General features: G+C 64.1%; 20 protein-coding genes. 8 read left to right on the top strand and 12 right to left on the bottom strand.

The genetic code is table 11. From position 1 onward, the window contains the following. Positions 1-3 precede the first annotated feature (3 nt). Complete coding sequence (gene hutU, locus G8O24_RS27650; protein ID WP_188104865.1) at positions 4-1,674, top strand: urocanate hydratase; 1,671 nt, start codon at positions 4-6, stop codon at positions 1,672-1,674. A 7-nt stretch (positions 1,675-1,681) separates the two neighbouring features. Here the strand turns inward: hutU and G8O24_RS27645 are convergent, their stop codons facing one another. Both G8O24_RS27645 and blaBJP read right to left on the bottom strand, forming a co-directional pair. Beyond that, positions 1,682-3,688 (bottom strand): putative bifunctional diguanylate cyclase/phosphodiesterase, encoded by a 2,007-nt coding sequence (locus tag G8O24_RS27645; RefSeq protein ID WP_188104863.1) that lies wholly within the window; start codon positions 3,686-3,688, stop codon positions 1,682-1,684. Between the two features lie 308 nt (positions 3,689-3,996). Next, on the bottom strand, positions 3,997-4,887 hold the full coding sequence (gene blaBJP, locus G8O24_RS27640; RefSeq protein WP_188104861.1) for a BJP family subclass B3 metallo-beta-lactamase: 891 nt from the start codon (positions 4,885-4,887) through the stop codon (positions 3,997-3,999). Positions 4,888-5,145: 258 nt separating this feature from the next. On the opposite strand from blaBJP, the gene G8O24_RS27635 reads away from it, so the two are divergent. Continuing rightward, entirely contained in the window at positions 5,146-6,459 is a 1,314-nt protein-coding gene (locus G8O24_RS27635; RefSeq protein ID WP_188104859.1) for an alpha/beta hydrolase, read from the top strand. A gap of 19 nt (positions 6,460-6,478) precedes the next feature. On the opposite strand, the gene G8O24_RS27630 is transcribed toward G8O24_RS27635, so the two are convergent. The 3 genes from G8O24_RS27630 to G8O24_RS27620 all read right to left on the bottom strand — a co-directional run bounded on the left by G8O24_RS27630 (position 6,479) and on the right by G8O24_RS27620 (position 8,621). Continuing rightward, positions 6,479-6,763, bottom strand: coding sequence for a TonB-dependent receptor plug domain-containing protein (locus G8O24_RS27630; RefSeq protein WP_188104857.1), 285 nt, complete (start codon positions 6,761-6,763; stop codon positions 6,479-6,481). A 63-nt stretch (positions 6,764-6,826) separates the two neighbouring features. After that, complete coding sequence (locus G8O24_RS27625; protein ID WP_311972282.1) at positions 6,827-8,209, bottom strand: hypothetical protein; 1,383 nt, start codon at positions 8,207-8,209, stop codon at positions 6,827-6,829. Between the two features lie 142 nt (positions 8,210-8,351). Then, positions 8,352-8,621 (bottom strand): hypothetical protein, encoded by a 270-nt coding sequence (locus G8O24_RS27620; RefSeq protein WP_188104856.1) that lies wholly within the window; start codon positions 8,619-8,621, stop codon positions 8,352-8,354. 119 nt (positions 8,622-8,740) lie between these two features. Here G8O24_RS27620 and G8O24_RS27615 point away from each other — a divergent pair, with 119 nt between their 5' ends. Next, positions 8,741-9,550 carry an ABC transporter substrate-binding protein gene (locus G8O24_RS27615; RefSeq protein ID WP_188104854.1) on the top strand — a complete coding sequence of 270 codons (810 nt, stop codon included), beginning with the start codon at positions 8,741-8,743 and terminating at the stop codon, positions 9,548-9,550. Here the strand turns inward: G8O24_RS27615 and G8O24_RS27610 are convergent. Further along, positions 9,524-10,222 (bottom strand): ABC transporter permease, encoded by a 699-nt coding sequence (locus tag G8O24_RS27610; protein WP_188104852.1) that lies wholly within the window; start codon positions 10,220-10,222, stop codon positions 9,524-9,526. The genes G8O24_RS27615 and G8O24_RS27610 overlap by 27 nt on opposite strands. Before the next feature lie 216 nt (positions 10,223-10,438). On the opposite strand from G8O24_RS27610, the gene G8O24_RS27605 reads away from it, so the two are divergent. The 5 genes from G8O24_RS27605 to G8O24_RS27585 all read left to right on the top strand — a co-directional run bounded on the left by G8O24_RS27605 (position 10,439) and on the right by G8O24_RS27585 (position 16,285). Further along, complete coding sequence (locus G8O24_RS27605; protein WP_188104850.1) at positions 10,439-11,818, top strand: carbohydrate porin; 1,380 nt, start codon at positions 10,439-10,441, stop codon at positions 11,816-11,818. A 261-nt stretch (positions 11,819-12,079) separates the two neighbouring features. Then, positions 12,080-12,931, top strand: coding sequence for a 3-hydroxybutyryl-CoA dehydrogenase (locus G8O24_RS27600; protein ID WP_188104848.1), 852 nt, complete (start codon positions 12,080-12,082; stop codon positions 12,929-12,931). A 136-nt stretch (positions 12,932-13,067) separates the two neighbouring features. Beyond that, a complete protein-coding gene (locus G8O24_RS27595) occupies positions 13,068-13,532 on the top strand; it encodes a group III truncated hemoglobin (protein ID WP_188104846.1) in 465 nt (154 codons plus the stop codon). A 265-nt stretch (positions 13,533-13,797) separates the two neighbouring features. Next, on the top strand, positions 13,798-14,451 hold the full coding sequence (locus G8O24_RS27590) for a QcrA and Rieske domain-containing protein (RefSeq protein WP_188104845.1): 654 nt from the start codon (positions 13,798-13,800) through the stop codon (positions 14,449-14,451). A 109-nt stretch (positions 14,452-14,560) separates the two neighbouring features. After that, entirely contained in the window at positions 14,561-16,285 is a 1,725-nt protein-coding gene (locus tag G8O24_RS27585; protein ID WP_188104843.1) for a methanol/ethanol family PQQ-dependent dehydrogenase, read from the top strand. 271 nt (positions 16,286-16,556) lie between these two features. Here G8O24_RS27585 and G8O24_RS27580 read toward each other — a convergent pair whose 3' ends face one another. From G8O24_RS27580 to G8O24_RS27555, 6 genes are all read right to left on the bottom strand, one after another. Beyond that, a complete protein-coding gene (locus G8O24_RS27580; RefSeq protein ID WP_188104841.1) occupies positions 16,557-16,820 on the bottom strand; it encodes a hypothetical protein in 264 nt (87 codons plus the stop codon). Between the two features lie 53 nt (positions 16,821-16,873). Next, positions 16,874-19,201, bottom strand: a complete 2,328-nt coding sequence (locus G8O24_RS27575; RefSeq protein WP_188104839.1) for a xanthine dehydrogenase family protein molybdopterin-binding subunit — start codon at positions 19,199-19,201, stop codon at positions 16,874-16,876. Between the two features lies 1 nt (position 19,202). Beyond that, complete coding sequence (locus G8O24_RS27570; protein WP_188104837.1) at positions 19,203-19,655, bottom strand: (2Fe-2S)-binding protein; 453 nt, start codon at positions 19,653-19,655, stop codon at positions 19,203-19,205. A gap of 666 nt (positions 19,656-20,321) precedes the next feature. Then, complete coding sequence (gene gfa / locus G8O24_RS27565; RefSeq protein WP_188104835.1) at positions 20,322-20,885, bottom strand: S-(hydroxymethyl)glutathione synthase; 564 nt, start codon at positions 20,883-20,885, stop codon at positions 20,322-20,324. A gap of 32 nt (positions 20,886-20,917) precedes the next feature. After that, positions 20,918-22,027 carry an S-(hydroxymethyl)glutathione dehydrogenase/class III alcohol dehydrogenase gene (locus tag G8O24_RS27560; protein ID WP_188104833.1) on the bottom strand — a complete coding sequence of 370 codons (1,110 nt, stop codon included), beginning with the start codon at positions 22,025-22,027 and terminating at the stop codon, positions 20,918-20,920. Between the two features lie 61 nt (positions 22,028-22,088). Then, positions 22,089-22,577: a c-type cytochrome, methanol metabolism-related gene (locus G8O24_RS27555; protein WP_188104936.1), complete on the bottom strand. Its 489-nt coding sequence runs from the start codon at positions 22,575-22,577 to the stop codon at positions 22,089-22,091. Between the last annotated feature and the right edge of the window lie 88 nt (positions 22,578-22,665).

Raw genomic sequence — 22,665 nt, 5'->3', positions numbered from 1 at the left:
CGCATGAACCGCCGACTGGACAATGACCGCACCATCCGCGCTCCCCGCGGCAGCGAGATCAGCGCCAAGAGCTGGCTGACGGAGGCCCCCTTGCGCATGCTCATGAACAATCTCGATCCTGACGTTGCGGAGCGGCCGAGCGAGCTCGTCGTCTATGGTGGCATCGGCCGCGCCGCGCGCGACTGGGAGAGCTTTGACCGGATCACCAACGCGTTGCGCAAGCTCGAGGCCGACCAGACCCTGCTGGTGCAATCGGGCAAGCCGGTCGGCATCTTCCGCACCCATGAAGATGCGCCGCGCGTGCTGATCGCGAACTCCAACATCGTGCCGCATTGGGCGACGCTCGATCATTTCAACGAGCTCGATCGGCAGGGCCTGATGATGTACGGCCAGATGACCGCAGGCTCCTGGATCTATATCGGCAGCCAGGGCATCGTGCAGGGCACCTACGAGACCTTCGTCGAGGTCGGCCGTCGCCACTACGGCGGGAGCCTCGCCGGCAAATGGATCCTCACCGCCGGCCTCGGCGGCATGGGCGGCGCGCAGCCGCTGGCGGCGACCATGGCGGGCGCCTCGATGCTCGCGGTCGAATGCCAGCCGAGCCGGATCGAGATGCGCCTGCGCACCGGCTATCTCGATCGCCAGGCCGCAACGCTCGACGAGGCGCTCGCGATCATGGCAGAGTCTGCAAAGACCGGGAAGGCGGTCTCGGTTGGCCTTCTCGGCAATGCCGCCGAGATTTTCCCCGAGCTGGTGCGCCGCGGCGTCAAACCCGACATCGTCACCGACCAGACCAGCGCGCATGACCCGATCAACGGCTATTTGCCCAAGGGCTGGACGCTGGCCGATTGGGAGACCAGGCGCGCCTCCGATCCGAAGGGTGTGGAGCGCGCCTCGAAGATGTCGATGGTCGAGCATGTCCAGGCCATGCTCGATTTCCATGCCCAGGGCATTCCGACGCTCGACTACGGCAACAACATTCGCCAGATGGCGCAGGACATGGGCTTGAAGAACGCCTTCGATTTCCCCGGCTTCGTGCCGGCCTATATCCGCCCGCTGTTCTGCCGCGGCGTCGGGCCATTCCGCTGGGCCGCGCTGTCGGGCGACCCTGAAGACATCTTCAAGACCGACGCCAAGGTCAAGGAGCTGATGCCTGATGACAAGCACCTTCACAATTGGCTCGACATGGCCAAAGCGCGCATCAAGTTCCAGGGCCTGCCGGCGCGGATCTGCTGGGTTGGCCTTGGCGATCGGCATCGCCTCGGCCTTGCCTTCAACGAGATGGTGGCGCGCGGCGAATTGAAGGCGCCTGTCGTGATCGGCCGCGATCATCTCGACAGCGGCTCGGTGGCAAGCCCGAACCGCGAGACCGAGGCGATGAAGGACGGCTCGGACGCCGTGTCCGATTGGCCGCTGCTCAATGCGCTGCTCAATTGCGCCAGCGGCGCGACCTGGGTCTCACTGCATCATGGCGGCGGCGTCGGCATCGGCTATTCCCAGCACGCCGGCATGGTGATCGTCGCCGACGGCACGCCGGAAGCCGCCAGGCGGATCGAACGCGTGCTCTGGAACGACCCCGCCAGCGGCGTCATGCGCCACGCGGACGCCGGCTACGACATCGCGATCGACTGCGCGCGCAACAAGGGGCTCGATCTGCCGAGCCTGGTGACGTAACGCAGCCTCAGGCCACGACCTTGGCGGCGCCTTGGTCGAGGCGCTCGCGCTCCTTGGCGAGATAGTCCTCGATCGCTGCGCCCGGCATCGGTTTCGAGAAGTAATAGCCCTGGATCAATTCGCATCCGAGCCGGCGCAGACTGTCAAGCTGCGCGTGGGTCTCGACGCCCTCGACCACGCAGGCGATCTCCATGTCGTCGCAGAGGCCCGCGAGCGATTTGATGATCTTGTGGCTGACCGGATTGTCATTGATGTCGGCAACGAAGCTGCGGTCGACCTTGATCTTGTCGAGCGGCAGCCGGTGCACGTGGGTGAGCGACGAGTAGCCGGTGCCGAAATCGTCCAGCGAGATACCGCAGCCCATCGCCTTCAATGCCCCTATCGATTGCTCCGCCCGCGCGAAGTCGAAGGTCACGGCGGTCTCGGTGATCTCGAAATCGATCCGGCGCGGCGGCACGCCGCCCTTCTCGATGATGGCGATCAGCGGCAGGATGCCTTCGGCCGCGCAGACGTCGTGGGCGGACAGGTTGAACGAGAGGCGGATCTCGTCGGGCCAGGACTTGGCCGTCGCCAGCGCCCGCGTCAGCAACGCCTGCGTCAACGGACGGATCAGGCCGATGCGCTCCGCAGCCGGGATGAAGTCGGCCGGCGAAACCCGGCCGAGACGCGGACTGTTCCAGCGCGCCAGCGTTTCGAAGCCCACGGTGCGTTCGCCCATGGCGTCCACGATCGGCTGGAACACCAGCTCCATTTCGGTGTCGAAATCGGCGCTGCGCAGCATGTTCTCGATCACGCCGCGGCTGCGGATCTCGGCTTCCAGCTCGCTGGAGAAGATCACCGTGCGCCCGCGCTGATGCCGCTTGGCGTGGTAGAGCGAATAATCCGCGCATTCATACAGCGCTTCGGCGGTCGTCGCCGAGCGCGGGTACATCGCAAAGCCGATCGAGCAGGACAGGCCGGTGTGGGCGGTGTCGAGCTGGTAGGGCAGCTTGACCTTTTCGCCGATGCGCTCGCCGAGTCGCGCGAGGTCCGCCTCTTCGGGGCCGCCGCATACGACGAGACCGAATTCATCGCCGCCGAGGCGCGCGAACTCCACCCGTTGCGGCCCAAAACCCTCGCAGACGTCACGGATGCGCCGCCCGGCCTCGATCAGCACGCGGTCACCGACCGAGTGGCCGTAATTGTCGTTGATCGGCTTGAAGCCGTCGAGATCGATGATGCCCACCGCGACGCAGACATGTCGGCGCTCGGCGTCGCTGAAGGCGCTCGTCAGCTCGGCGAAGAAGCGGCGGCGGTTCGGCAGCTCGGTGAGGGAATCCAGATTGGCGAGGCGGAAGTTTTCGTCCGACAGTGCCTGCGTTGCCGCCTGCTGCGCGAGCAGCGATTTGCGGCTGCCGACGAGATCGGCGAAGTCGCGATAGTAGATGAACAGCACCGTCACCATCGCGGCGGAGACCAGGAGATTGTTGATCGCGATCGCCTTCAGCGTCGGCTCGCCGGTGGCCCAGAAGAACAGCACATAGGGCACGTCGACGACCAGCGTCACGATCAGCGCCGCCGAACGCAGATGCATCAGCGAGAAGATGCAGCCGATCACGGTCACCGCCATGTAGAAGGCGACCTGGCTCTTGGCGAAGGGATCGCCGTAGGGGTAGAGCGCGAAGGACCAGGCGGTGAAGCCGGCGCCGATCGGCAGCGTCATCCAGTTGGTGGCGCGTAGATTGCGCAGGATGTCGGCATCACTGCGGGCGAGATGGCGCTGGCGCAGCCACCAGAACGTCCGAAGCGCGGCCAGCAGCGTCAGCACGCTCGGGACGATCATCGTCAGCCAGTCGGGGGCGACGTTGACGTAGGTATAGGCGACCGCGAGCGTGTTGCTGATCAGGATGAAATAGAGCAGCGGGATCTGCTTGGAGAAGGCGTCGAACTGCGCGCGCGACAGATCCGGATCCTCCGGCACGCGAAACAACTGTATCGCAGCGGCGAGGTGAGCTCTCAAATCGATGGCAGGCATGGCAATACGCGCCCCAAATCCCTTCAAAACGAAGACGATCTTGCACAGCGGGGGTAAAGACCACGTTAGACGCGCTCGCGCCGGACGCGCCAGTCATGGTTGCACTCTACCGCAGGATTTTCCGTGCGCGTGCATTGGTGAGAGGATGTTAAGGATGCGAGGTGGAAGCGCGCCGTCTCTCGCGCGGCAGATCGTCCCACACGATCGTGGCTACGCTCTGCTAACCATGGTCGGCCTCGGCCGCGCGATGCGCTCTGACGACACGGCGGCCGCCGTTGACGACCGCCGCGCGCCTGGCACGATGGCGTCTATTTTGCGGCCTGGAGCGCGGCCGTCTGCTTGGCGAGCGCTTTGTCGAAATCCTCCGACAGACCTGTGGCGTAAGTCGCAAGCTCGCCCGGCTTCACGAACGGATTCGGCGTTTCGCTCTTGATCTGCTCGGCGCGCTTGGCCTGCATGCCGTAGACCTCGGGATGCGGTCCGAGCAGCACGTCGATCTTCATCGCCTTCGCCTTGGCAAAGGTGGCGCGGTAGTCGTCGACGATGCCGGGATAGGTCGGCTGTCCCACCAGGCGGTTCAGCGCCACGGTGCCGCTGCAGAAGAACAGCACCTCGCGGTCCTGGCCGGCGTCCTTCACCGTCATTTCCCAACTCGTGCAGCCCGGCGAATGGCCGGGCGTTGCGTGCGCCGTCAGCGTGGTGTCGCCGAGCGTGACCTTGTCGCCTTCCTTCACCGCGCGGTCGACCTTCGCGGGAGAAAAGGCCAGATCCGCGTTTGTCTCGTCGCCCGGATAATAGCCGCCTTCGAGCAGCGGCTTGTCGCGCTCGCCGGCGACGAGCTGTGCGCCGCTCTCCTGCTTGATTTCGGCAAAGCCGCCGGTGTGGTCGAGATGGGCGTGGCTGTTGAGGATGTATTTGATGTCGGCGACCTTGAAGCCGAGCTTGGCGATGTTGTCCTTGATCATGCCGGTCGACTGCGCCATCGCAGTGTCGATCAGGATCAGGCCCTGTGACGTCTTGATGATGTAGACGGCGATGCCGTCGGTGCCGACATAATAGATGTTGTCGATCAGACGGAACGGCTCGAACGGCGCGGTCCATTTCGCCATGACCTGCGCAAGAAAATCCTTGATGGTTTGTGCCTGCGCAGCCGGCGCGAACAGCGCCAGCGCACATAGCGCGGCCGTGAGCTTTCTCATGGATTGTCCTCCCTGATGTTGTTGTTGCGACCGCGGCTCCGCGCGGATCGACCAGCCTCAGGCTAGTTGTTGCGCGATGCGGCAGCAACCGCCTCAGCTTCGAAAGATTGCGCGCCATGCGCGGAATAACGGTCGCTGTCCGATTTGAGCATGGCGGCGATCGCCGCAATGCGCTCGGTTCGTTTGACCGCACACGATCCGCTCGCCATACTTTGCGCCAAGGCGGGCCAGCAAGACCCGTCAACATCGGGAGCTGAAATGACCCATTCACTGTCCATCCTCGCGGGCACGCTGATATCAGTCGCGCTCGCATCGGCCGCGTACGCGCAGCCGGCCTGCGTGACCCAGAACATGGGCGTGCCGCCGGGCGCCAACACCACCGACAAGGCGGCGCCGTTCTTCATCGACACGACCGGCCTCGACTTCAAGACGACGCCGCCGACGCGCGATCCCTCCAACCCCAACTATCCGCGCGCAACCGAGCTGCCCGACGGCACGCTGCCGCCGCCGGGTGCAGAGGGCAATTTCATCATCGGCCCCACCCATAATCCCGCGCCCGAGACGATTGCGAAGGAGGGCGTCCCACGCGGCACGACGAAATCCTTCACGCTCTCCTCGAAGGACAGCACGATCTACAATCCTGGCCTGATCCGCGACGATGTTACCGGCTGCTCCAATTCCTCGATCATGACGACCGTGACGGCGCCCGACGACAGGTCGAACATGATCGTGACCACCAGCCATCCGGGCGTCTGGTCACGCACGATCGATGTCTATGTGCCGGCGCAATATGTCAGCGGCACCGAAGCGCCGTTCATCGTGGTCGGCGACGGCGGTTCCAATGCTTATAAGGATCTCGCCACCACGCTCGACAACCTGATCGCGCAGCGCCGCGTGCCGCCGATGATCGCGATCCAGGTCGGCAATGGCGGACAGGATGCTCAGGGCAGCCAGCGTGGCCGAGAATATGACGCGGTGTCGGGGGTCTACACGGATTTCATCGAGCGCGAGGTGCTGCCGCTGGTCGAGAAGAATGCGCAGGTCAAGCTGACGAAAGATCCCGAGGGTCGCGCCACCATGGGCCTGAGCTCGAGCGGCGCCGCGGCCTTCACCATGGCCTGGTTCTATCCCGATCGCTATCACCGCGTGCTGGCGTTCTCGCCGACCATGGTCAACCAGCAATGGCCGCATGATCCATCACTGCGCGGCGGAGCCTGGGAATATCACAGCGCCTGGACCGGGCCCGCCACGCCCAACCTCATCGCGAAGGCGGGCGCGCTGACGCCGGCCGATCCGCCCGGCGTGCCGCTGATCGTCGCTGCGCCGGCCAAGCCGATCCGCTTCTGGTATTTCGGCGGCGACCAGGATCTGTACTATCCCAATCCCACCATTCCGGACGGCATGCACGACTGGACCTTGTCGAACGAGCTGATGGCGAAGGTCCTCGCGGAGAAGGGCTATCACTACCAGTTCCTGTTCGTGCGCAACGCCAAGCACGTCGATCGTCCGACCATCGCGCAAACGCTGCCATCCGCGCTGGAATGGCTCTGGAAAGGCTATCCCATTCCGTGAGTCCACATGGCGCGATGCTCTAGCGCCCGATCGTCACTCCCGCGGTCGAGCGCATGGCGTCGCGCAAGCTCGTCGCGTTCATGTCGTCCAGCACCTGCCGTGTCAGCACGGTGGTCTGCCCGGGCGTGTCGAGAATAGTCTCGCCACGCGAGGTGGAGAGCCTTCCGGCCTTGTAGGGCGCAACAGGATCGGTGGCGTGCGCCGCCGCATGCAGGCGCTGTGGCCGCTTGGGGGATGCGGCAAGCGCGCCCTGCGAAACGCAGAGGGCGACGATCACGATCAGGCTTTGCCATCTTGCGGACATGCGAGCTCCGATATCCAGGGCGACAGCCTGACATATGGGGTGCATCGTCGCGGCGGAAAAGAATCAGGCGAGGGCGGCCTGGCGGTCCCGCACCGGCTCGCGGCTGCGATCGGCGCCGCGCGGCTCGGCGAGCCTGGTAAAGCTGCGCTGGCCGGCATGCACCGGCGGCTCGACGATCACGCCTTCGCAGACGATCTGGCCGCCGAGCAGCTTGAATTCGAGCTTGTCGTAGCGCGGCATGGTCTCGCCGGGCTCGGGCGGCAGCAGCCCGATGCGTCCCTGGATGTTCAGCGTGGCCTCGCCGGTGCCGTGCAGCCGCGGATTCCACATCCTGATGCCGGTCTCGGCCCAGCGCTGCCGGATCAGTGTAGCGCGATCGGCGGGCTCCACGAGCTTTGGGCGAGCCTTCGGTGCACTCGGGCTCTTCGGAGCGGGCGACACGGTCGCCGGCGCCGGCTCGACCTGCGCGGCAGCAACCGGCGCGTGGGTCGCGGTCTCTTCGGCGGCGTCAGCCGGGACAGGTGGAAGATCGTCCGTGACGTCGGGTTCGATCTCGGCGGCAACACTGGGCGCGGGCTCGCTGTCGATGCTGATGTCGGCGACGAGAGGCGTGGCGATCTCAGCGTTGATCACGACCGCGGGCGTTTCGTTCAAGGAGGCCGGCTCGGCCTCCACGGCAACGGCGGAGGCGGGTTCGATGACGACCACGGGTTCGGAGGTCTCGATCGGCTTTGCGTCCGGCTCGGCAGCGGCGACACCAATCGGCTCCGCCTCGTCAGGATCGACGTCGTCAGCGGGTTCCGAAGATGCATCGCTGCTGACGACGGGCTCAGGCGCATCGACAGCTTCGATCTCGGCAGCAGAGACCGGAACCTCTTCCACAATCCTGGGTTCGACGTCCGCAGGAAGTTCTACGGGGAGGTCGCTGCACAAGACAGGCTCGGCAGTGTCGATCGTTTCGACCTCGACCAACGCAGCAGGTGCCTCGTCTGCGACCTCGGGCTCAGCATCCGCCACAAGTTCCACAAGCGGATGGCTGCTGATGATTTCAGGCGTTTCGACCGGCTCGCCCGCAACCTCGACCGACGGAGCTGACATCTCGTCGGCGACGACAGGCTCGACCTCTGCCGGCGTCTCCGGCGATGAATCGCCCTCGCTGCTGATATCGGTCGTGACTGCGAATGAGGTCTCCGCGATGACAGGGACAGTGGCGTTGTCTTCTCCCGCCGGAGGCGCGACTTCGACATCGGCTTCGCGATGGACCGGCTCTGCGCTGAAAGTATCGGCGATCGGAGCAGCTTCTGCCGTAGCGATGACGGCAGCCGCCTCGTCCGCAGCGGTCGGCGTCAGGTCGATGCTGCCGCTGTGCGGCGCAGGCCGTAGCCGGTTGAACGCCCATTTCACCGCAGGAATGCGGCTCAGCAACGATATCAGTCTCGAAAGCACTGGGAGTTGTCCAAGAGGTACTCAGGGCCGTGGGCTTCAGCTGATTCGCCAGCAGTGTGAAAAACTGCCCCGGCCGTCACATCCCTGTCAATTGAGGCGGGACCAATTGCAGAACATCTGCACAGCCCGCGCGCCGCGGCGTTCATTCGAAATGCATCGATGCAAGCGGATCCTGCTCGTGATCGGGCTGATGCGACGAAGTAAACGGCAGGACGGCGTGCTCCAGTTTGCGGCTATGGTGATGCGCCAGCGCATGCCTGCGGACGAGGAGGGTGAGTGCTTCGCAGGTCCCGGGTTCGCCGTCCGAAGCGCAGTCGACGCTCGAGGATGGTCCGGGCCAGGCCTGCGCCGGACCGGCCATCGCAATCGACAACATGATCCGCACGGCGGCAATGATGTTCGTCTTTATCATGACGGGCTCCCAACGTTTCTATCCCAGAGATCGGTTGGAACGTGCGATATTCCGCGCCACTCACCTGATCGCGCGGCGGTTCACGCGAGGTTGAAGCAGTTGGAAATGAGGACGACGTCATGAAGAAGCTTGCCGCCATCGCAGCAGTCCTGCTTTGGTCGACGTGCGCAATGGCGCAGGACCGCTCCATCACCGTGGCTTCGACGACGTCGACGGAGCAGTCCGGCCTGTTCGATTATGTGTTGCCGCTGTTCTCCAGGGACGCGGGCATCGCGGTGAAGGTGGTTGCCGTCGGCACCGGCCAGGCCCTCGATATCGGACGGCGCGGCGATGCCGACGTCGTGTTCGTGCATGACAGGCAGGCCGAGGACAAGTTCATGTCCGAAGGGCAGGGCGTGAAGCGGTTCGACGTCATGTACAACGACTTCGTCATCGTGGGACCGAACAGCGACCCCGCCAAGATCGCCGGCGGCAAGGACGTCGCGGATGCGCTGCGCAAGATCTCGGCGGCCAAGGCGCCGTTCATCTCGCGCGGCGACAAGTCCGGCACCCATGCCGCCGAACTCAGATTGTGGAAGGAGGCGGGCATCGATCCCGCTGCCGGCAAGGACAGCTGGTACCGCGAGATCGGCCAGGGCATGGGCCCGGCGCTCAACATGGCGTCGTCGTCGAACGCGTATCTGCTGTCCGACCGCGGCACCTGGCTGTCGTTCAAGAACCGGGGCGAGCTTGCGATCCTGACCGAGGGCGACAAGCGCCTGTTCAACCAGTACGGAGTGATGCTGGTCAATCCGGACAAGCATCCGAACGTCAAGGCGAGGGACGGCCAGGCCTTCATCGACTGGTTGATCTCGCCAAAGGGGCAGGATGCAATTGCCGGCTACAAGGTCGGCGGCGAGCAGTTATTTTTCCCCAACGCGTCCCACTAGCAGGAAGGCGACGGTCGAGACCGCAACGCTGAGCGCGAGCAGGATCAGCCCGAGTCCCAGCGCCAGCGGCAGATCGCCCTTGCTGGTTTCCAGCGCGATCGCCGTCGTCATGGTGCGGGTGAAGCCACGGATGTTGCCGCCGACGATGATGATGGCGCCGACCTCGGCGATGGTGCGTCCGAACGCGGCGAGGAAGGCCGTCAGCAGCGAGGTCCTGCCGAGCGCGAACAAGAGGCCGATGCTGCGCAATGTCGAGAGACCGTCGATCCGTGCGAGGTCGCCATATTCGGCCCACAGCAGGCTCGCCGGCCGGTGCACCAGCGCGACCACGATCGGCGTCGCCAGCAGGGTCTGCGCGATCACCATCGCCGTCGGCGTGAACAACAGGCCGGCCGCGCCGAGGGGACCGGAACGCGACAGCAGAAGATAGAGCGCAAGCCCGACAACGACTGGCGGCAGGCCGAGCAGCGCATTGGTCAGCACGATGATGACCTGGCGCCCGCGAAAGCGCGTGATCGCGAGCAAGGCTCCGAACGGGGCACCGATCAACAGCGCGATGATGCTGGCGGTCAGGCTGACGCGGACCGACAGGCCGACAATGCCGAGCAACTCGGGATCGGCTTCGCCAATCAGAGCAAACGCGGCGAGGACGGAGCGTGTGAAATCGTTCATTCCGGATGGTGCGGTGCGGGCAGGAGATCCAGCAGCAGCTCGGAGGGGGAGCCGAATGCCGCCTTGATGGAAGAGGAGCAGCGTCTGTGCTGAATTGTACACTTGAGCATCACTCGGTTCCATCCGCAGTTTGCGCTTGAATCCGTATCTCGGACGTGTCCCATTCCCCACGAGATGAGCGGATCGCGGTCGGTATCCAATACAGCTTTGCGGCTTATGGCAGCCATCGTGCTCGGCGGATATCTGCTGGCCAGCGTTCAGGCCATAGCCCAGGAAGACAAGAAGACGGACGACGACAAGCCGGCCGATCCGGATACGGGCGAAAGCACAATTGAGGAGAAGACGCTCGGCCTGCTGCCGAACCCCCTGCAGAAATATGGGGTGAAGTTCGCGGCGACGTACATCGGAGAGGTGCTGGGCAACGCGACCGGCGGCGTCAAGCAGGGCGCGATCTATGAGGGCCGCTTGAATCTTGCCATCGATGTCGATCTGGACAAGCTCGCCGGCCTCGACAAGCTGACTTTCCACGCCAACATGTTTCAGATTCACGGCGGCGGCCTGTCGCGTGACAATCTGCAGAATTTCTTCGTCGTGAGCGGGATCGAGGCACTGCCGTCGACGCGGCTCTACGAGGCTTATTTCGAGAAGCAGTGGGGCGAGAAGAAAGTCTCGCTGAAGCTCGGCCAGCTCGCGGCCGACAGCGAGTTCTTCAACACCAAATACACCGACGTTTTCACCAACGCCTCGATGGGCTGGCCGGCGATCACCTCGCTCGACCTGCCGAGCGGTGGCCCATCGCCACCGCTGGCTGCGATGGGCGCGAGGCTTCTGGTCAACGTCACTGACCAGCTCACCGTCCTCGGCGGGATCTTCGATGGCGATCAGGCGGGGCCCGGTCCCGGCGATCCCCAAGAGCGCGACCGATACGGCGTCAACTTCCGCGTCAACGATCCGCCGCTTCTGCTCGGCCAGATTCAATATGCCTGGAACAACAAGAAGGGCGACCCGAATCTTGCCGGCCAGATTAAGTTCGGCGGCTGGCGTCATTTGGGCGCATTCGCCGATCAACGGTTTGCATCCAACGGCGTATCGCTCGCTGCACCCACCAGCAGCGGGGCGCCGATGTTGCTGTCAGGCGATATCGGCGGTTGGGCCGTGTTCGAGCAGCAGGTCTATCGCGTGCCGCACAGCGACGACCGCGGCATCGGCGTCTTTGCCCGCGCCTCCGGCGCGCCGGCCGATCGCAATTTGATTGATCTCTATGCCGATGGCGGCATCGAGTTCGTCGGTCTGGACGAGCATCGGCCGGACGACAAGTTCGGGATCGCCGCCGGCTACGCCCATGTGTCGAAGCGCGCCCAGGCGCTCGATGCGGACTACCGGGCTCTGGTCGCGCCGAATTGGCCGGTGCGGAGTTTCGAGGGATTGCTCACCGCGGTCTACCAATATCAAATCCGGGATGGCTGGACGGTTCAGCCGAATTTTCAATACATCATTCATCCCGGCGGCGGCGCAACGCTGCCGTCCGGCCCGCTTGCCGGTAAGCCGCTCGGAAACGCCTCGGTGTTCGGACTGCGGACCACGTTGAAATTCTAGGCGGGTCCATCGCCGCGGGTGCCGGCCGGCGCCCTCGGTGATTCCAGGGGCGACCTGCCGCAAGACTGGGGCCGATCGGGCCCCGAGATCGCCAAATCATGCCTCGTCGATGGGGAAAGGCGGCTTTATTCTCGCCACGGATGCGCTAAGGATGAGCCTGGATGCGGTGCAGCACGTGGGGCGCCGCGGCTCGAAATTCAGGTCAAACCGGGCAGGTTGCCGCTCAAGGCCGCGCCCGCCCAACGAGAAGGACTTCAGGCTATGATCAATACCGTTGGCATCATCGGAGCCGGAACCATGGGCAACGGCATCGCCCAGGTCAGCGCCGCGGCTGGGCTTTCGGTCGTGATGGTCGATATCTCCGATGCGGCGGTGAACCGCGGCATCTCGACCGTCGGCGGCAGCCTCGAGCGCCTGGTCAAGAAGGAGAAGATCTCGGCGGCCGATCGCGAGGCGACGCTCAAGCGCATCACCGGCACCACTGATCGGGCCAAGCTTGCCGATTGCGATCTCGTCATCGAGGCCGCAACGGAGAATGAAGAACTGAAGGTCAAGATCCTGAAGGACCTCTGCGCCACGCTGTCGCCGCGCACGCTGGTTGCGACCAACACCTCGTCGATCTCGATCACCAAGCTTGCTGCCGCCACCGATCGCCCCGATCGTTTCATCGGCATGCATTTCTTCAATCCCGTTCCGGTCATGCAGCTGCTGGAGCTCATTCGCGGCCTGCAGACCTCTGACGACACTCACGCCAAGGCGCTCGATTTCGCCCAGCGCGTCGGCAAGGTGGCGATCACCGCCAAGAACAGCCCGGGCTTCGCGGTCAACCGCATCCTGTGCCCGATGATCAACGAGGCGATCTTCGCGCTCCAGGAGGGCATTGCCACCGCCGAGGAAATCGACGCCGGCATGAAGCTCGGCTGCAACCATCCGATCGGGCCGCTGGCGCTGGCCGATCTCGTCGGCCTCGACACCATGCTGTCGGTGATGGAGGTCTTCTATAAGGGCTTCAACGACCCCAAATACCGTCCGGCCCCGCTGCTCAAGGAAATGGTCGATGCCGGCCATCTCGGTCGCAAGACCGGGCAGGGATTTTACAGCTACGGCGCCTGACCACGGCGCGGGCGGCGGGCCTTGGTGTCCGCCGCCCGAGCCTGCGATTTGCGCTACGACAAAGACGTCGCGCGCAATTGGCCCGACAATGTCGAATGGGCGGCCCCGCGGGAACAACAAGCGGAACGCAATGGATATGTCGGATCGACTGAAGGCCGAGCGCGAGGCAGCGGCCGCGCGGCGGAACCTGCTGACCCAGGATGCGATCGAGCGCACCGGGATCACGGAGGAGATGATTGGGGAACTCGTCACGCGCTTCTATGGCCGCGTGCGTGAAGACCCGCTGCTCGGGCCTGTGTTCGCGATCGTCCAGAATTGGGACGAGCATCTCGCCAAGCTCAGGGATTTCTGGTCGTCGGTCGTGCTGATGAGCGGCCGCTATCACGGCTCGCCGATGCGCGCCCATGTGCCGCTCGGCCTGATCGGCGATCATTTCGACCGCTGGCTCGATCTGTTCGAACAGACCGCGCGTGAAGTCTGCCCGCCATCGGCGGCGAACCTCTTCATCGACAAGGCCCGCCGCATCGCCGATAGCTTTGAGATGGCATCGGCAACGATCGCCGGCCGGATTGCCGCGCCGCGTCACCTATTGAGGTCGTGAGTAAGACCCTCGTGCATGCGAAACGTGCAAGTTGAATCGCGTTGAGATTGGTTCACATCACTCAGAGCGCGGCGCACCAATTCCCGCATCATCGGTCTGATCTGCAAAATCATCATGCCGATCGCGCGAGATGACGTTGCAAAGGCAAAAACGTGTTTGAACGCGTGCAATCGCGTTCGCTCAATGCGAGCAAAGCCATATTGATGCACTGCGGCGCCAATTCTTTGCCTTCATTTCGGCAGAGTTCCAGCGCCTGCTAGTGTGCATGTCGCGCACATCCTTCAGTATCGCTTCATCATCCTCCGACACTGCGGAACCCACAGCCGGTGTGAGCGCGGAGCAAACGCGGCGAGATCTGCTGCTCGGGGCGCTTGCCACCACCGCCTGTCTTGGTTGTTGCGCACCGGCAAGGGCCGATGACGATCAGCCGGGTGCCGACGAGCGGCCGCAAAAAGGCGATTTGCTGGTCCTGTCCGAGGGCGATAACGAAGGTCAACTCGTCAAGCCTGATGACCTCAAGCTGGGCGGCCCGCCGGTTCGCGCCTGGCCCAAGGATCCCAAAACCTCTGTCGTTCGCAGCGGCTCGCGCCTGAACGAGATTCTGGTCGTGAAGCTCGATCCGAACGAGCTCGATGAGACCACGCGGACGCGTGCAGCCGACGGCATCGTCGCCTATTCGGCGGTCTGCGCTCATGCCGCTTGTCCGGTTTCGGAATGGGTGAAGGCGGATCAGGGAGGCGACATGACCGTCTTCAAATGTCCCTGCCACAACTCCGAATACGATCCACGCCAGGGCGCACAGGTCGTGTTCGGGCCCGCGCCGCGACGGCTCGCGGCCCTGCCGCTGTCGTTGAGCGAAGGTTCGCTCACGGTCGCCGGTCCTTTCGTTGGAAAGGTAGGTGGCTCGCAGCCCGGATGACACGCCGCGGGCCGCGCCCGCGCGCCACAACAGGTCGCGTCCGCCAACGAGCGGGCGACGAGACGAACGACAAGAATTCAACTCGCAAGAATTCAAAGGGGAAACGTCCATGACCACAAAGCAATGGTTTTTGTCCGGCTTCGTTGCCTTCACCTGCATTGTCTCAACCGCCGCGATCGCCGGCCCGATCGAAAGCTACGCGCCCGTCACCCAGCAACGCCTGGAGAATCCGGAGCCGGGCAATTGGATGCTCTATCGGCGCACCTATGACGGGCAGGGCTATAGCCCGCTCGACCAGATCAACACCTCGAATGTGAAAAACCTCACGCCGGTCTGGACGTTTGCCACCGGCGTGGTCGAGGGCCACGAGGCGCCGCCGATCGTCAACAATGGCGTGATGTTCGTGGCAACGCCGATGGGGCAGGTGATCGCGCTGAATGCGAAGACCGGCGACGAATATTGGCGCTACAAGCGGCAGCTTCCCGACGATCTGTTCCAGCTCCATCCGACCAGCCGCGGCGTCGGCCTGTGGGAAGACAAGCTCTATCTCGCAACCACCGACGACCACGTCGTCGCGCTCGATGCCAAGACCGGCAAGGTGGTGTGGGACACCAAGGTGCAGGATTACAAGAAGGGTCAGTACATGACCCTGATGCCGCTGATCGTCGACGGCAAGGTCATCGTCGGCGGCTCCGGCGGCGAGTTCGGCGTGCGCGGCTATGTCGCCGCCTTCGATGCCAAGGACGGCAAGGAGCTGTGGCGTACCTTCACCATTCCGGGCGAAGGCGAGCCAGGTCATGACACCTGGCAGGGCGACGACTGGAAGAACGGCGGCGGCTCGGCCTGGATGACCGGCACCTATGACAAGGACACCAAGACCATCTATTGGGGCGTCGGCAACGCCGCCCCGTGGCCCGGCGAGATGCATCCCGGCGACAATCTCTACACCTCGTCGGTGCTCGCGCTCGATCCGGCCAGCGGCAAGATCAAGACCTACCACCAGTACCATCAGAACGATTCCTGGGACTGGGACGAGGTCGACGCGCCGATGCTCGTTGATCTGCAACGCGACGGCCGCAGCATCAAGAGCCTGATCCACCCAGGCCGCGATGCGATCTTCTGGGTGCTCGAGCGCACACCGACCAAGATCAACTACGTCGCCGGCTGGCCGTTCGTCTCGACCGACGTCTGGAAGGGCGTCGACGAGAACGGCAAGCCGATCCTCGATCCCGCGCACAAGCCTGTCGTCGGCAAGCGCGTGGAGTTCTGCCCGTCGCTATGGGGCGGCAAGGACTGGCCGTCGGCGGCCTACAGTCAGAAGACCGGCCTCGTCTACGTGCCCGCCAACGAGAATTTCTGCGGCGGCTTCACCGGCGAAAAGATCGCGCTCAAGCCCGGCGAGCTCTGGCTCGGCACCAAGCCGGAGGATATCGGGCTGAAGACCAAGCCGGGCGCCGACCATTTCGGCGAGATCCAGGCCTGGGATCCCGCGACCGGCAAGAAGGTGTGGCAGCACAACTTCCCGAAGTCGCAGATGTTCGGCTCGGTCACGGCCACCGCAGGCGACCTCGTCTTTGCCGGCGGCACCAACGATCGCAACTTCCGCGCCTTCAACGCCAAGACCGGCGAGCTGCTCTGGGAGCAGAAGACCAACTCCGGCATCATGGGCATGCCGATGTCCTATGAGATCGACGGCACGCAATACATCGCGATCCAGTCTGGCTGGGGCGTGGACGCGCAGCGCATCCAGGACGCGCTCGCGACCAACAACATCGGCATCGAGTCCAACGTGCCGCAAGGCGGCGTGATCTGGGTGTTCGCGCTGAAGAAATAAGCTCCGCAGGCGGATCGAGGGTAGCGGAGCGACAGGGGGCAAAGGCGGCGGACGGCAACGTCCGCCGCCTTTTGCGTGTGGCGATGGGATTTTCCTTCTCCCCTTGTGGGAGAAGGTGGCGCGAAGCGCCGGATGAGGGGTTCTCTTCACGAATTCAATCGCGAGATGAATGCGCGGAGAGAAACCCCTCACCCAAGTGAGATTGTAGCGACCGGCATCGCAGCCCTCTCCCACAAGGGGAGAGGGCACATCAACGTGCAATCGTCAGCAACTACTTCCCCTCGCGCTCGACCTTGTCCTTCTCCGCCTGGTTCATCTCGCGAACCTTCGGATCCGGATTGTGCTGCCCGGTGGTCTGGGTGGTCGAGGCCGGCGGGGCGCTGGCGTTGGGAAGGGAGCTCTGCTCCGGCGCGGTAGGGCGCGTCGCCGTGGTCGGCGGCGTGGTGCTGCTGTTCTGCGCGAATGCGGCCGCATTGGTCAAAAGAAAGGCGCTCGACAGCAGCGAGACTGCGAGCGCCCTTAGGTTGTTGGTCATCGATCTGCTCCTGTCAGATCGATGGGAAACGGCGCGAGGCCGCTTGTGTTCCGTTATGCCTCCAATTGCTTGCCGATCGGAAGCGTGCGGATGCGCTTGCCGGTCGCCGCGAAGATGGCGTTGATCAGCGCCGGGGCGAAGGGCGGCACGCCGGGTTCGCCGACGCCGCTCGGCGGCGTGTCCGGGCCCGGCGGGACGATGTGGACGTTGGTCACCAGCGGTGCTTCGTCGATCCTGACGACTTGGAAGTCGTCAAAATTGTTCTGCTCCACCTTGCCGTCCTTGAAGGTGATCGCGCCATATTTGGCGAGGCTCAGGCCCATGATCGCCGCGCCCTCGATCTGCGAAGCAACCCGCTCCGGGTTGACATAAGTACCGCAGTCGATCGCGGTATCGACCCGCGGCACCGTCAGCTTGCCCTTCTCGTCGACCGCGACCTCGACGATGGTTGCGATGTAGCTGACGAAGCTGCGGTGCACGGCGATGCCGAGCCCGTGGCCTTTCGGCACCTGGCGGCCCCATTCGCCCTTGTCGGCGACCAGCTCGACCACCCTGCGCAGGCGCGCGGTGTCGATCGGGTAGCTGTCATAGGGCTCGCCGTAGTTCCAGAGGTCCTTCACCGCGGGCTTGACGATGCGGGGGCTTCCAATCAACGCCAGGAGCGTCTCTTTCTGGTCGCGTCCTGTCGCGTTCGCGATCTCGCCGACCATCGACTGCACCGCGAAGGCGCGAGGGATGTTCGAGACCGAGCGGAACCAGCCGATGCGGGTGTGCGCGGCGGCTTCCGGATTCTCGCAGGAGATGTTGGCGATCTCGAACGGCATGTCGACGAGGCCCATGCCGATCTCGAAGGAGGCCTGGTGGACCGTACCGGCGGCGAAAGTCGAGGCGATGCTGGGCGCCACGCTGCGGTGGCGCCAGGCGATCACCTTGCCATCCTTGTCGAGGCCCGCTTCGATCCGTTCCACCGAGACGGTGTGGAGGAAGCCGTTATGGATGTCGTCCTCGCGCGTCCATTGCACCTTGACCGGCGCGCCGAGCTCCTTCGACAGCAGGGCGGCCTCGAGCGCGTAGTCGCATTTCGACTTCCGGCCGAAACCGCCGCCGAGCAGCGTCACGTTGACGGTGACGTTACCCTCGGGAATGCCGAGCGTCTTGGCGACGTCCTCGCGCGTGCCGCCGGGGCTCTGCACCGGTGCCCAGATCTCGGCCTTGTCGCCCTTGACGTCGGCCACTGCGACCGGCGGCTCCATGCTGACATGGGCGAGATGAGGGATGTAGTACTCGCCGACCACGACCTTGTCGGCGCTCTTCAGGGCGACATCCGCATCGCCCTCCTTGCGCAGGACGAGTCCCGGCTTGCGCGACGCCTCCTCGAGCTCCTTGCGGTAGGCGACCGAGTCGTATTTGGCGTTGGCGCCATCATCCCAGACCAATTTCAGCGCGTCGCGGCCCTTGATCGCGGCGCCGGTATTGCGTGCGATCACCGCGACACCGCCGAGCGGCTGGAATTTCGATGGCCACGGCCAACCCTGAACCTTCATCACCTTCTCGACGCCGGGCACCTTGAGCGCCGCGTCCGGATCGAATGATGTGAGCTTGCCGCCGGTCACCGGCGGCCGCGCGATCACGGCGTATTTCATGCCCGGCAGGCGCACGTCGGCACCGTAGCGCGCCTTGCCGGTGGTGATGTCGTGGAGATCGACGATGCCGACCTCGCCCTTGCCGAGATAGCGGAAGTCCTTCGGGTCCTTCAGCTTGAGGCCTTCGACAGCAGGCACCGATTCCTTGGCGGCGTCGGCCGCGAGCTCGCCGAAGCCGAGCTTGCGTCCGCTCGCGCTGTGGACGACCTCGTGATTGACCGCCTTCACCTCCGTTGCAGGCACGCCCCAGCGCTTGGCGGCGGCCTGCTCCAGCATGGTGCGGGCCGAGGCGCCGATCTGGCGCATCGGGACCAGATAGTGTCGCGTGCTGCGCGAGCCGTCGGTGTCCTGGTTGCCGAACTTGACCTCGTCGCCATGAGCCTGCTGGACCTTGACCTTGGACCAGTCGGCCTCCATCTCCTCGGCCACGATCAGGGGCAGGCTGGTGCGCACGCCGGTGCCCATCTCGGAGCGATGGGCGAGGATGGTCACGATGCCGTCGGGCGCGACCGCGACGAACACGCGAGGATCGACCACGACGCCATGGGGCATTTTGCCGGCGCCGGTCTCATAGGCAAAGGCCTGGCGCGTCATCACGGGTGCGGCAAGTACGAAGCCGCCGGTGATGCCGAGCCCCTTCAGGATGTTGCGGCGCGAGATCTTCTCGACCTTGATGTTCTTTTCGAAGCCACGTTTTTGGAAGTTATGGAGCTTGCCGGGATTGTCGATGAAATTCATGTCACACTCCCGTCGATGCGAGATGGACGGCGTTTTCGATGCGCTGGTAGCAGCCGCAGCGGCAGATGTTGCCGGACATCGCCTCGCGGATCTGGTCATGCGACGGTTTTGGATTGTCCATCAGGAGCGCCGCGGCCTGCATGATCTGGCCGGCCTGGCAGAAGCCGCATTGGGGAACATTGACCTGGCGCCAGGCTTTCTGGACGGGATGATCGCCATCCGGATGCAATCCTTCGATCGTGGTAACTTCGCGCCCCGCCACGTCGTTGATCGATGTGATGCAGGACCGCACCGCTTCCTTATCGACGATGACAGTGCAGGCGCCGCAGAGCGCCTTGCCGCAACCGAATTTCGTGCCGGTCAGGCCGGCTTCGTCGCGCAGGAACCAGAGTAGCGGGAGATCCGGGTCGCCGTCCCAGCTCTGTTCCTGGCCGTTGATCTTCACCTTGATCATGATCGTCCCTCGCTCTTCATAAGCTTGCTGATTTCAACATTGCCGATTCAGCTCGGCGCAATGTCCGCTGCGTCGTGCGACCGCATTCCGGCCCGTTGCCCTGCGCGGGCAGGCCCCGGCAGGAAGCTGCAATGCGAATCGCAATGTCCGGATGTGCTCGATACCTCCCGTTTGTTCTTGATTGATTGAATTCGTGCGGCATCGTGACGACGCGACCGTAGCAGAGTTCGCGCCGCGCCGGCATTCACAGCCGGGTGTTCTCGACGTGAAGAGATTGCATCCGGGATTTGTCAAAAGCAGGGCGCGACGATGCGTCTTGCGCGGCCGCAAATCTGAGGCGAAGAAAAAAGCTTCGTCCGCCAGAGGGACTGCGCGGACGAAGCAGTAATCCTCAGTCGAGGGAGGGAGAATCGCAGGGCGCGCTGACTTCGAGCAGGAAGAGGGCGGCACTGCGCAGTCATTCAGAGACCAGGACTGAGGGAGCGGAACACGCTCGCTTACGCAAAGTGCGCAGGCGGCGAACTCGCCGCGGTCATTGAGAGCCCCCGCCCCCTCGCTGGCGGCCAGCAGGGGGCGGGCTCATTTCCGACGGGCTTGTCAGGCGACCTTCTCGGACGGCCTTCTCAGGCAGCCTTCCTAATCAGGCAGCCTTCCTAAGCAGCCTTCCTAAGCAGCCTTGGCCTTCGCCACATGAGTCGCGATCGCGTCCATTAGCGCCGGCGACAGGCAGTCATAGGGCTCGAGCCCGATTTCCTTCAGCCGCGCCCGGATGCCGGCCATCTGCTCAGGCTTGACGCCCGACTCGATGACCGAGGAGACGAAGGCGGCAAATTGCGGCGCCTGCGAGCCCTGCTCCTGGAACAGCTCGGGATGGATGAAGTCGAGACCGTAGAATGGATGGTTCTTGTTCTCGATGCGGCCATACATGTGCGTGCCGCAGGCCTTGCAGGCGTGGCGCTGGATCACCGCGGAGGGATCCACGATCTGGAGCTTGTCGCCGTTCTCGAGCACGGTGACGTTCTGACGCGGCACTACGGCAACGACAGAGAACGTTGCGCCCTGCGGCTTCCAGCACTTGGTGCAGCCGCAGGCGTGATTGTGCGCCACGTCGCCCTTGACGCCGACCTTGACCTGATGGTCCTTGCATTTGCAGACGAGGGTGCCGCCGGCGAAGTGCCCGCTGCCCTGTTTGACGCCGTTGTCGATCGAGGGGTGGAGTGCAACAGTCATGGGTCGATCCTCCTGGGTGTGATGTCCTTGGGCTAGTACACGACGACGGAACGGATGGATTTGCCCTCATGCATGAGGTCAAAACCCTTGTTGATGTCTTCGAGCTTGAGCGTGTGGGTGATCATCGGGTCGATCTGGATCTTTCCGTTCATGTACCAGTCGACGATCTTCGGCACGTCGGTGCGGCCGCGGGCGCCGCCGAAGGCGGTGCCGCGCCAGTTGCGGCCGGTGACGAGCTGGAACGGGCGGGTGGCGATCTCCTTGCCGGCTTCGGCAACGCCGATGATGATCGAGGTGCCCCAGCCGCGATGGCAGGCTTCCAGCGCCTGGCGCATCACATTGGTGTTGCCGGTGCAGTCGAAGGTATAGTCGGCGCCGCCGTCGGTCAGGGTGACGAGATGCGGAACGATGTCGCCGGTGATCTTCTTGGGGTTGACGAAGTCGGTCATGCCGAAGCGGCGGCCCCATTCCTCCTTGGAGTCGTTGATGTCGACGCCGATGATCTTGTCGGCGCCCGCCATCTTGGCGCCCTGGATCACGTTCAGCCCGATGCCGCCAAGGCCGAACACCACCACGTTGGAGCCGGGCGTGACCTTCGCGGTGTTGACGACGGCGCCGACGCCGGTGGTGACGCCGCAGCCGATGTAGCAGCTCTTGTCGAAGGGGGCGTCCTCGCGAATCTTCGCCACCGCGATCTCCGGCAGCACCGTGAAGTTGGAGAAGGTCGAGCAGCCCATATAGTGGTAGATCGGCTTGCCCTTGTACGAGAAGCGGCTGGTGCCGTCGGGCATCACGCCCTTGCCCTGCGTCGCGCGGATCGCGGTGCAGAGGTTGGTCTTCTGGCTCAGGCAGCTTTTGCACTGCCGGCATTCCGGCGTGTAGAGCGGAATGACGTGATCGCCCGGCTTCACCGAGGTCACGCCCGCGCCGATCTCGCGGATGATGCCGGCGCCCTCGTGCCCGAGGATCGAAGGAAAGATTCCTTCGCTGTCGAACCCGTCGAGGGTATAGGCGTCGGTGTGGCAGATGCCCGTCGCCTTGATCTCGACCAGGACTTCGCCGGCCTTCGGCCCTTCCAGATCGACTTCGACGATTTCGAGCGGTTTCTTGGCTTCGAAAGCGACGGCGGCACGTGTCTTCATCGGTAACTCCTCAAATTCTCGCAGGATGCCAAGAGTTAAGTCTCGGCCGGGCTGCAAACGTTCACTTCTTGCCCATGCACGAGTCTTCGTTCTTGGTATAGGCGTCGTTCTTGTCCTGATGCTTGCCTGGTCGGGCGCGGCCCCAGGCCTCGTTGGAGCGGGCGCGCAGATAGACGTAGAGATCGTCCATGTAGCAGGCGACGTTCGGATTATCGCCGAACGCCGGCATCACGTTCTCCGAGGCGGTCGAGATGTTCTTGCGGCCCGAGGCCACGACGCCGAGAAAATCGGCATAGCTCATGGTCTTGAGCGAATCCTTCAGCGCCGGCGCATAGGTCGAGCCCATGCCATCGGGGCCATGACACACGTGGCAGTCGGAGTGATAGCGGCGATATCCGGAATAGGTGTACCAGTCGACGGAGTCGCCATTGACCTTGTAGGTCGGGTTACCATCCTTATCCATCCATTCGCCAGTTTCGTTCTGCTTGACGGCGGTCGGATCGCCCGAGCCGTCCGCAACAGCAATTCCTCCGGACGCAACAAAGATCATCGCAGCAATGACAGAGCAGGTTCTACGCAAGAGGTGTTCCTCGAAGCATCAAGTGGAGGCGAGCCGGCGCGTGGAGGTGATCCACGCG

The sequence above is a fragment of the Bradyrhizobium campsiandrae genome (assembly GCF_014529705.1).
Taxonomy (GTDB): domain Bacteria; phylum Pseudomonadota; class Alphaproteobacteria; order Rhizobiales; family Xanthobacteraceae; genus Bradyrhizobium; species Bradyrhizobium campsiandrae.
Note: the sequence above shows the minus strand (reverse complement) of the source record. Positions and strands in the feature narration are given on the sequence as shown.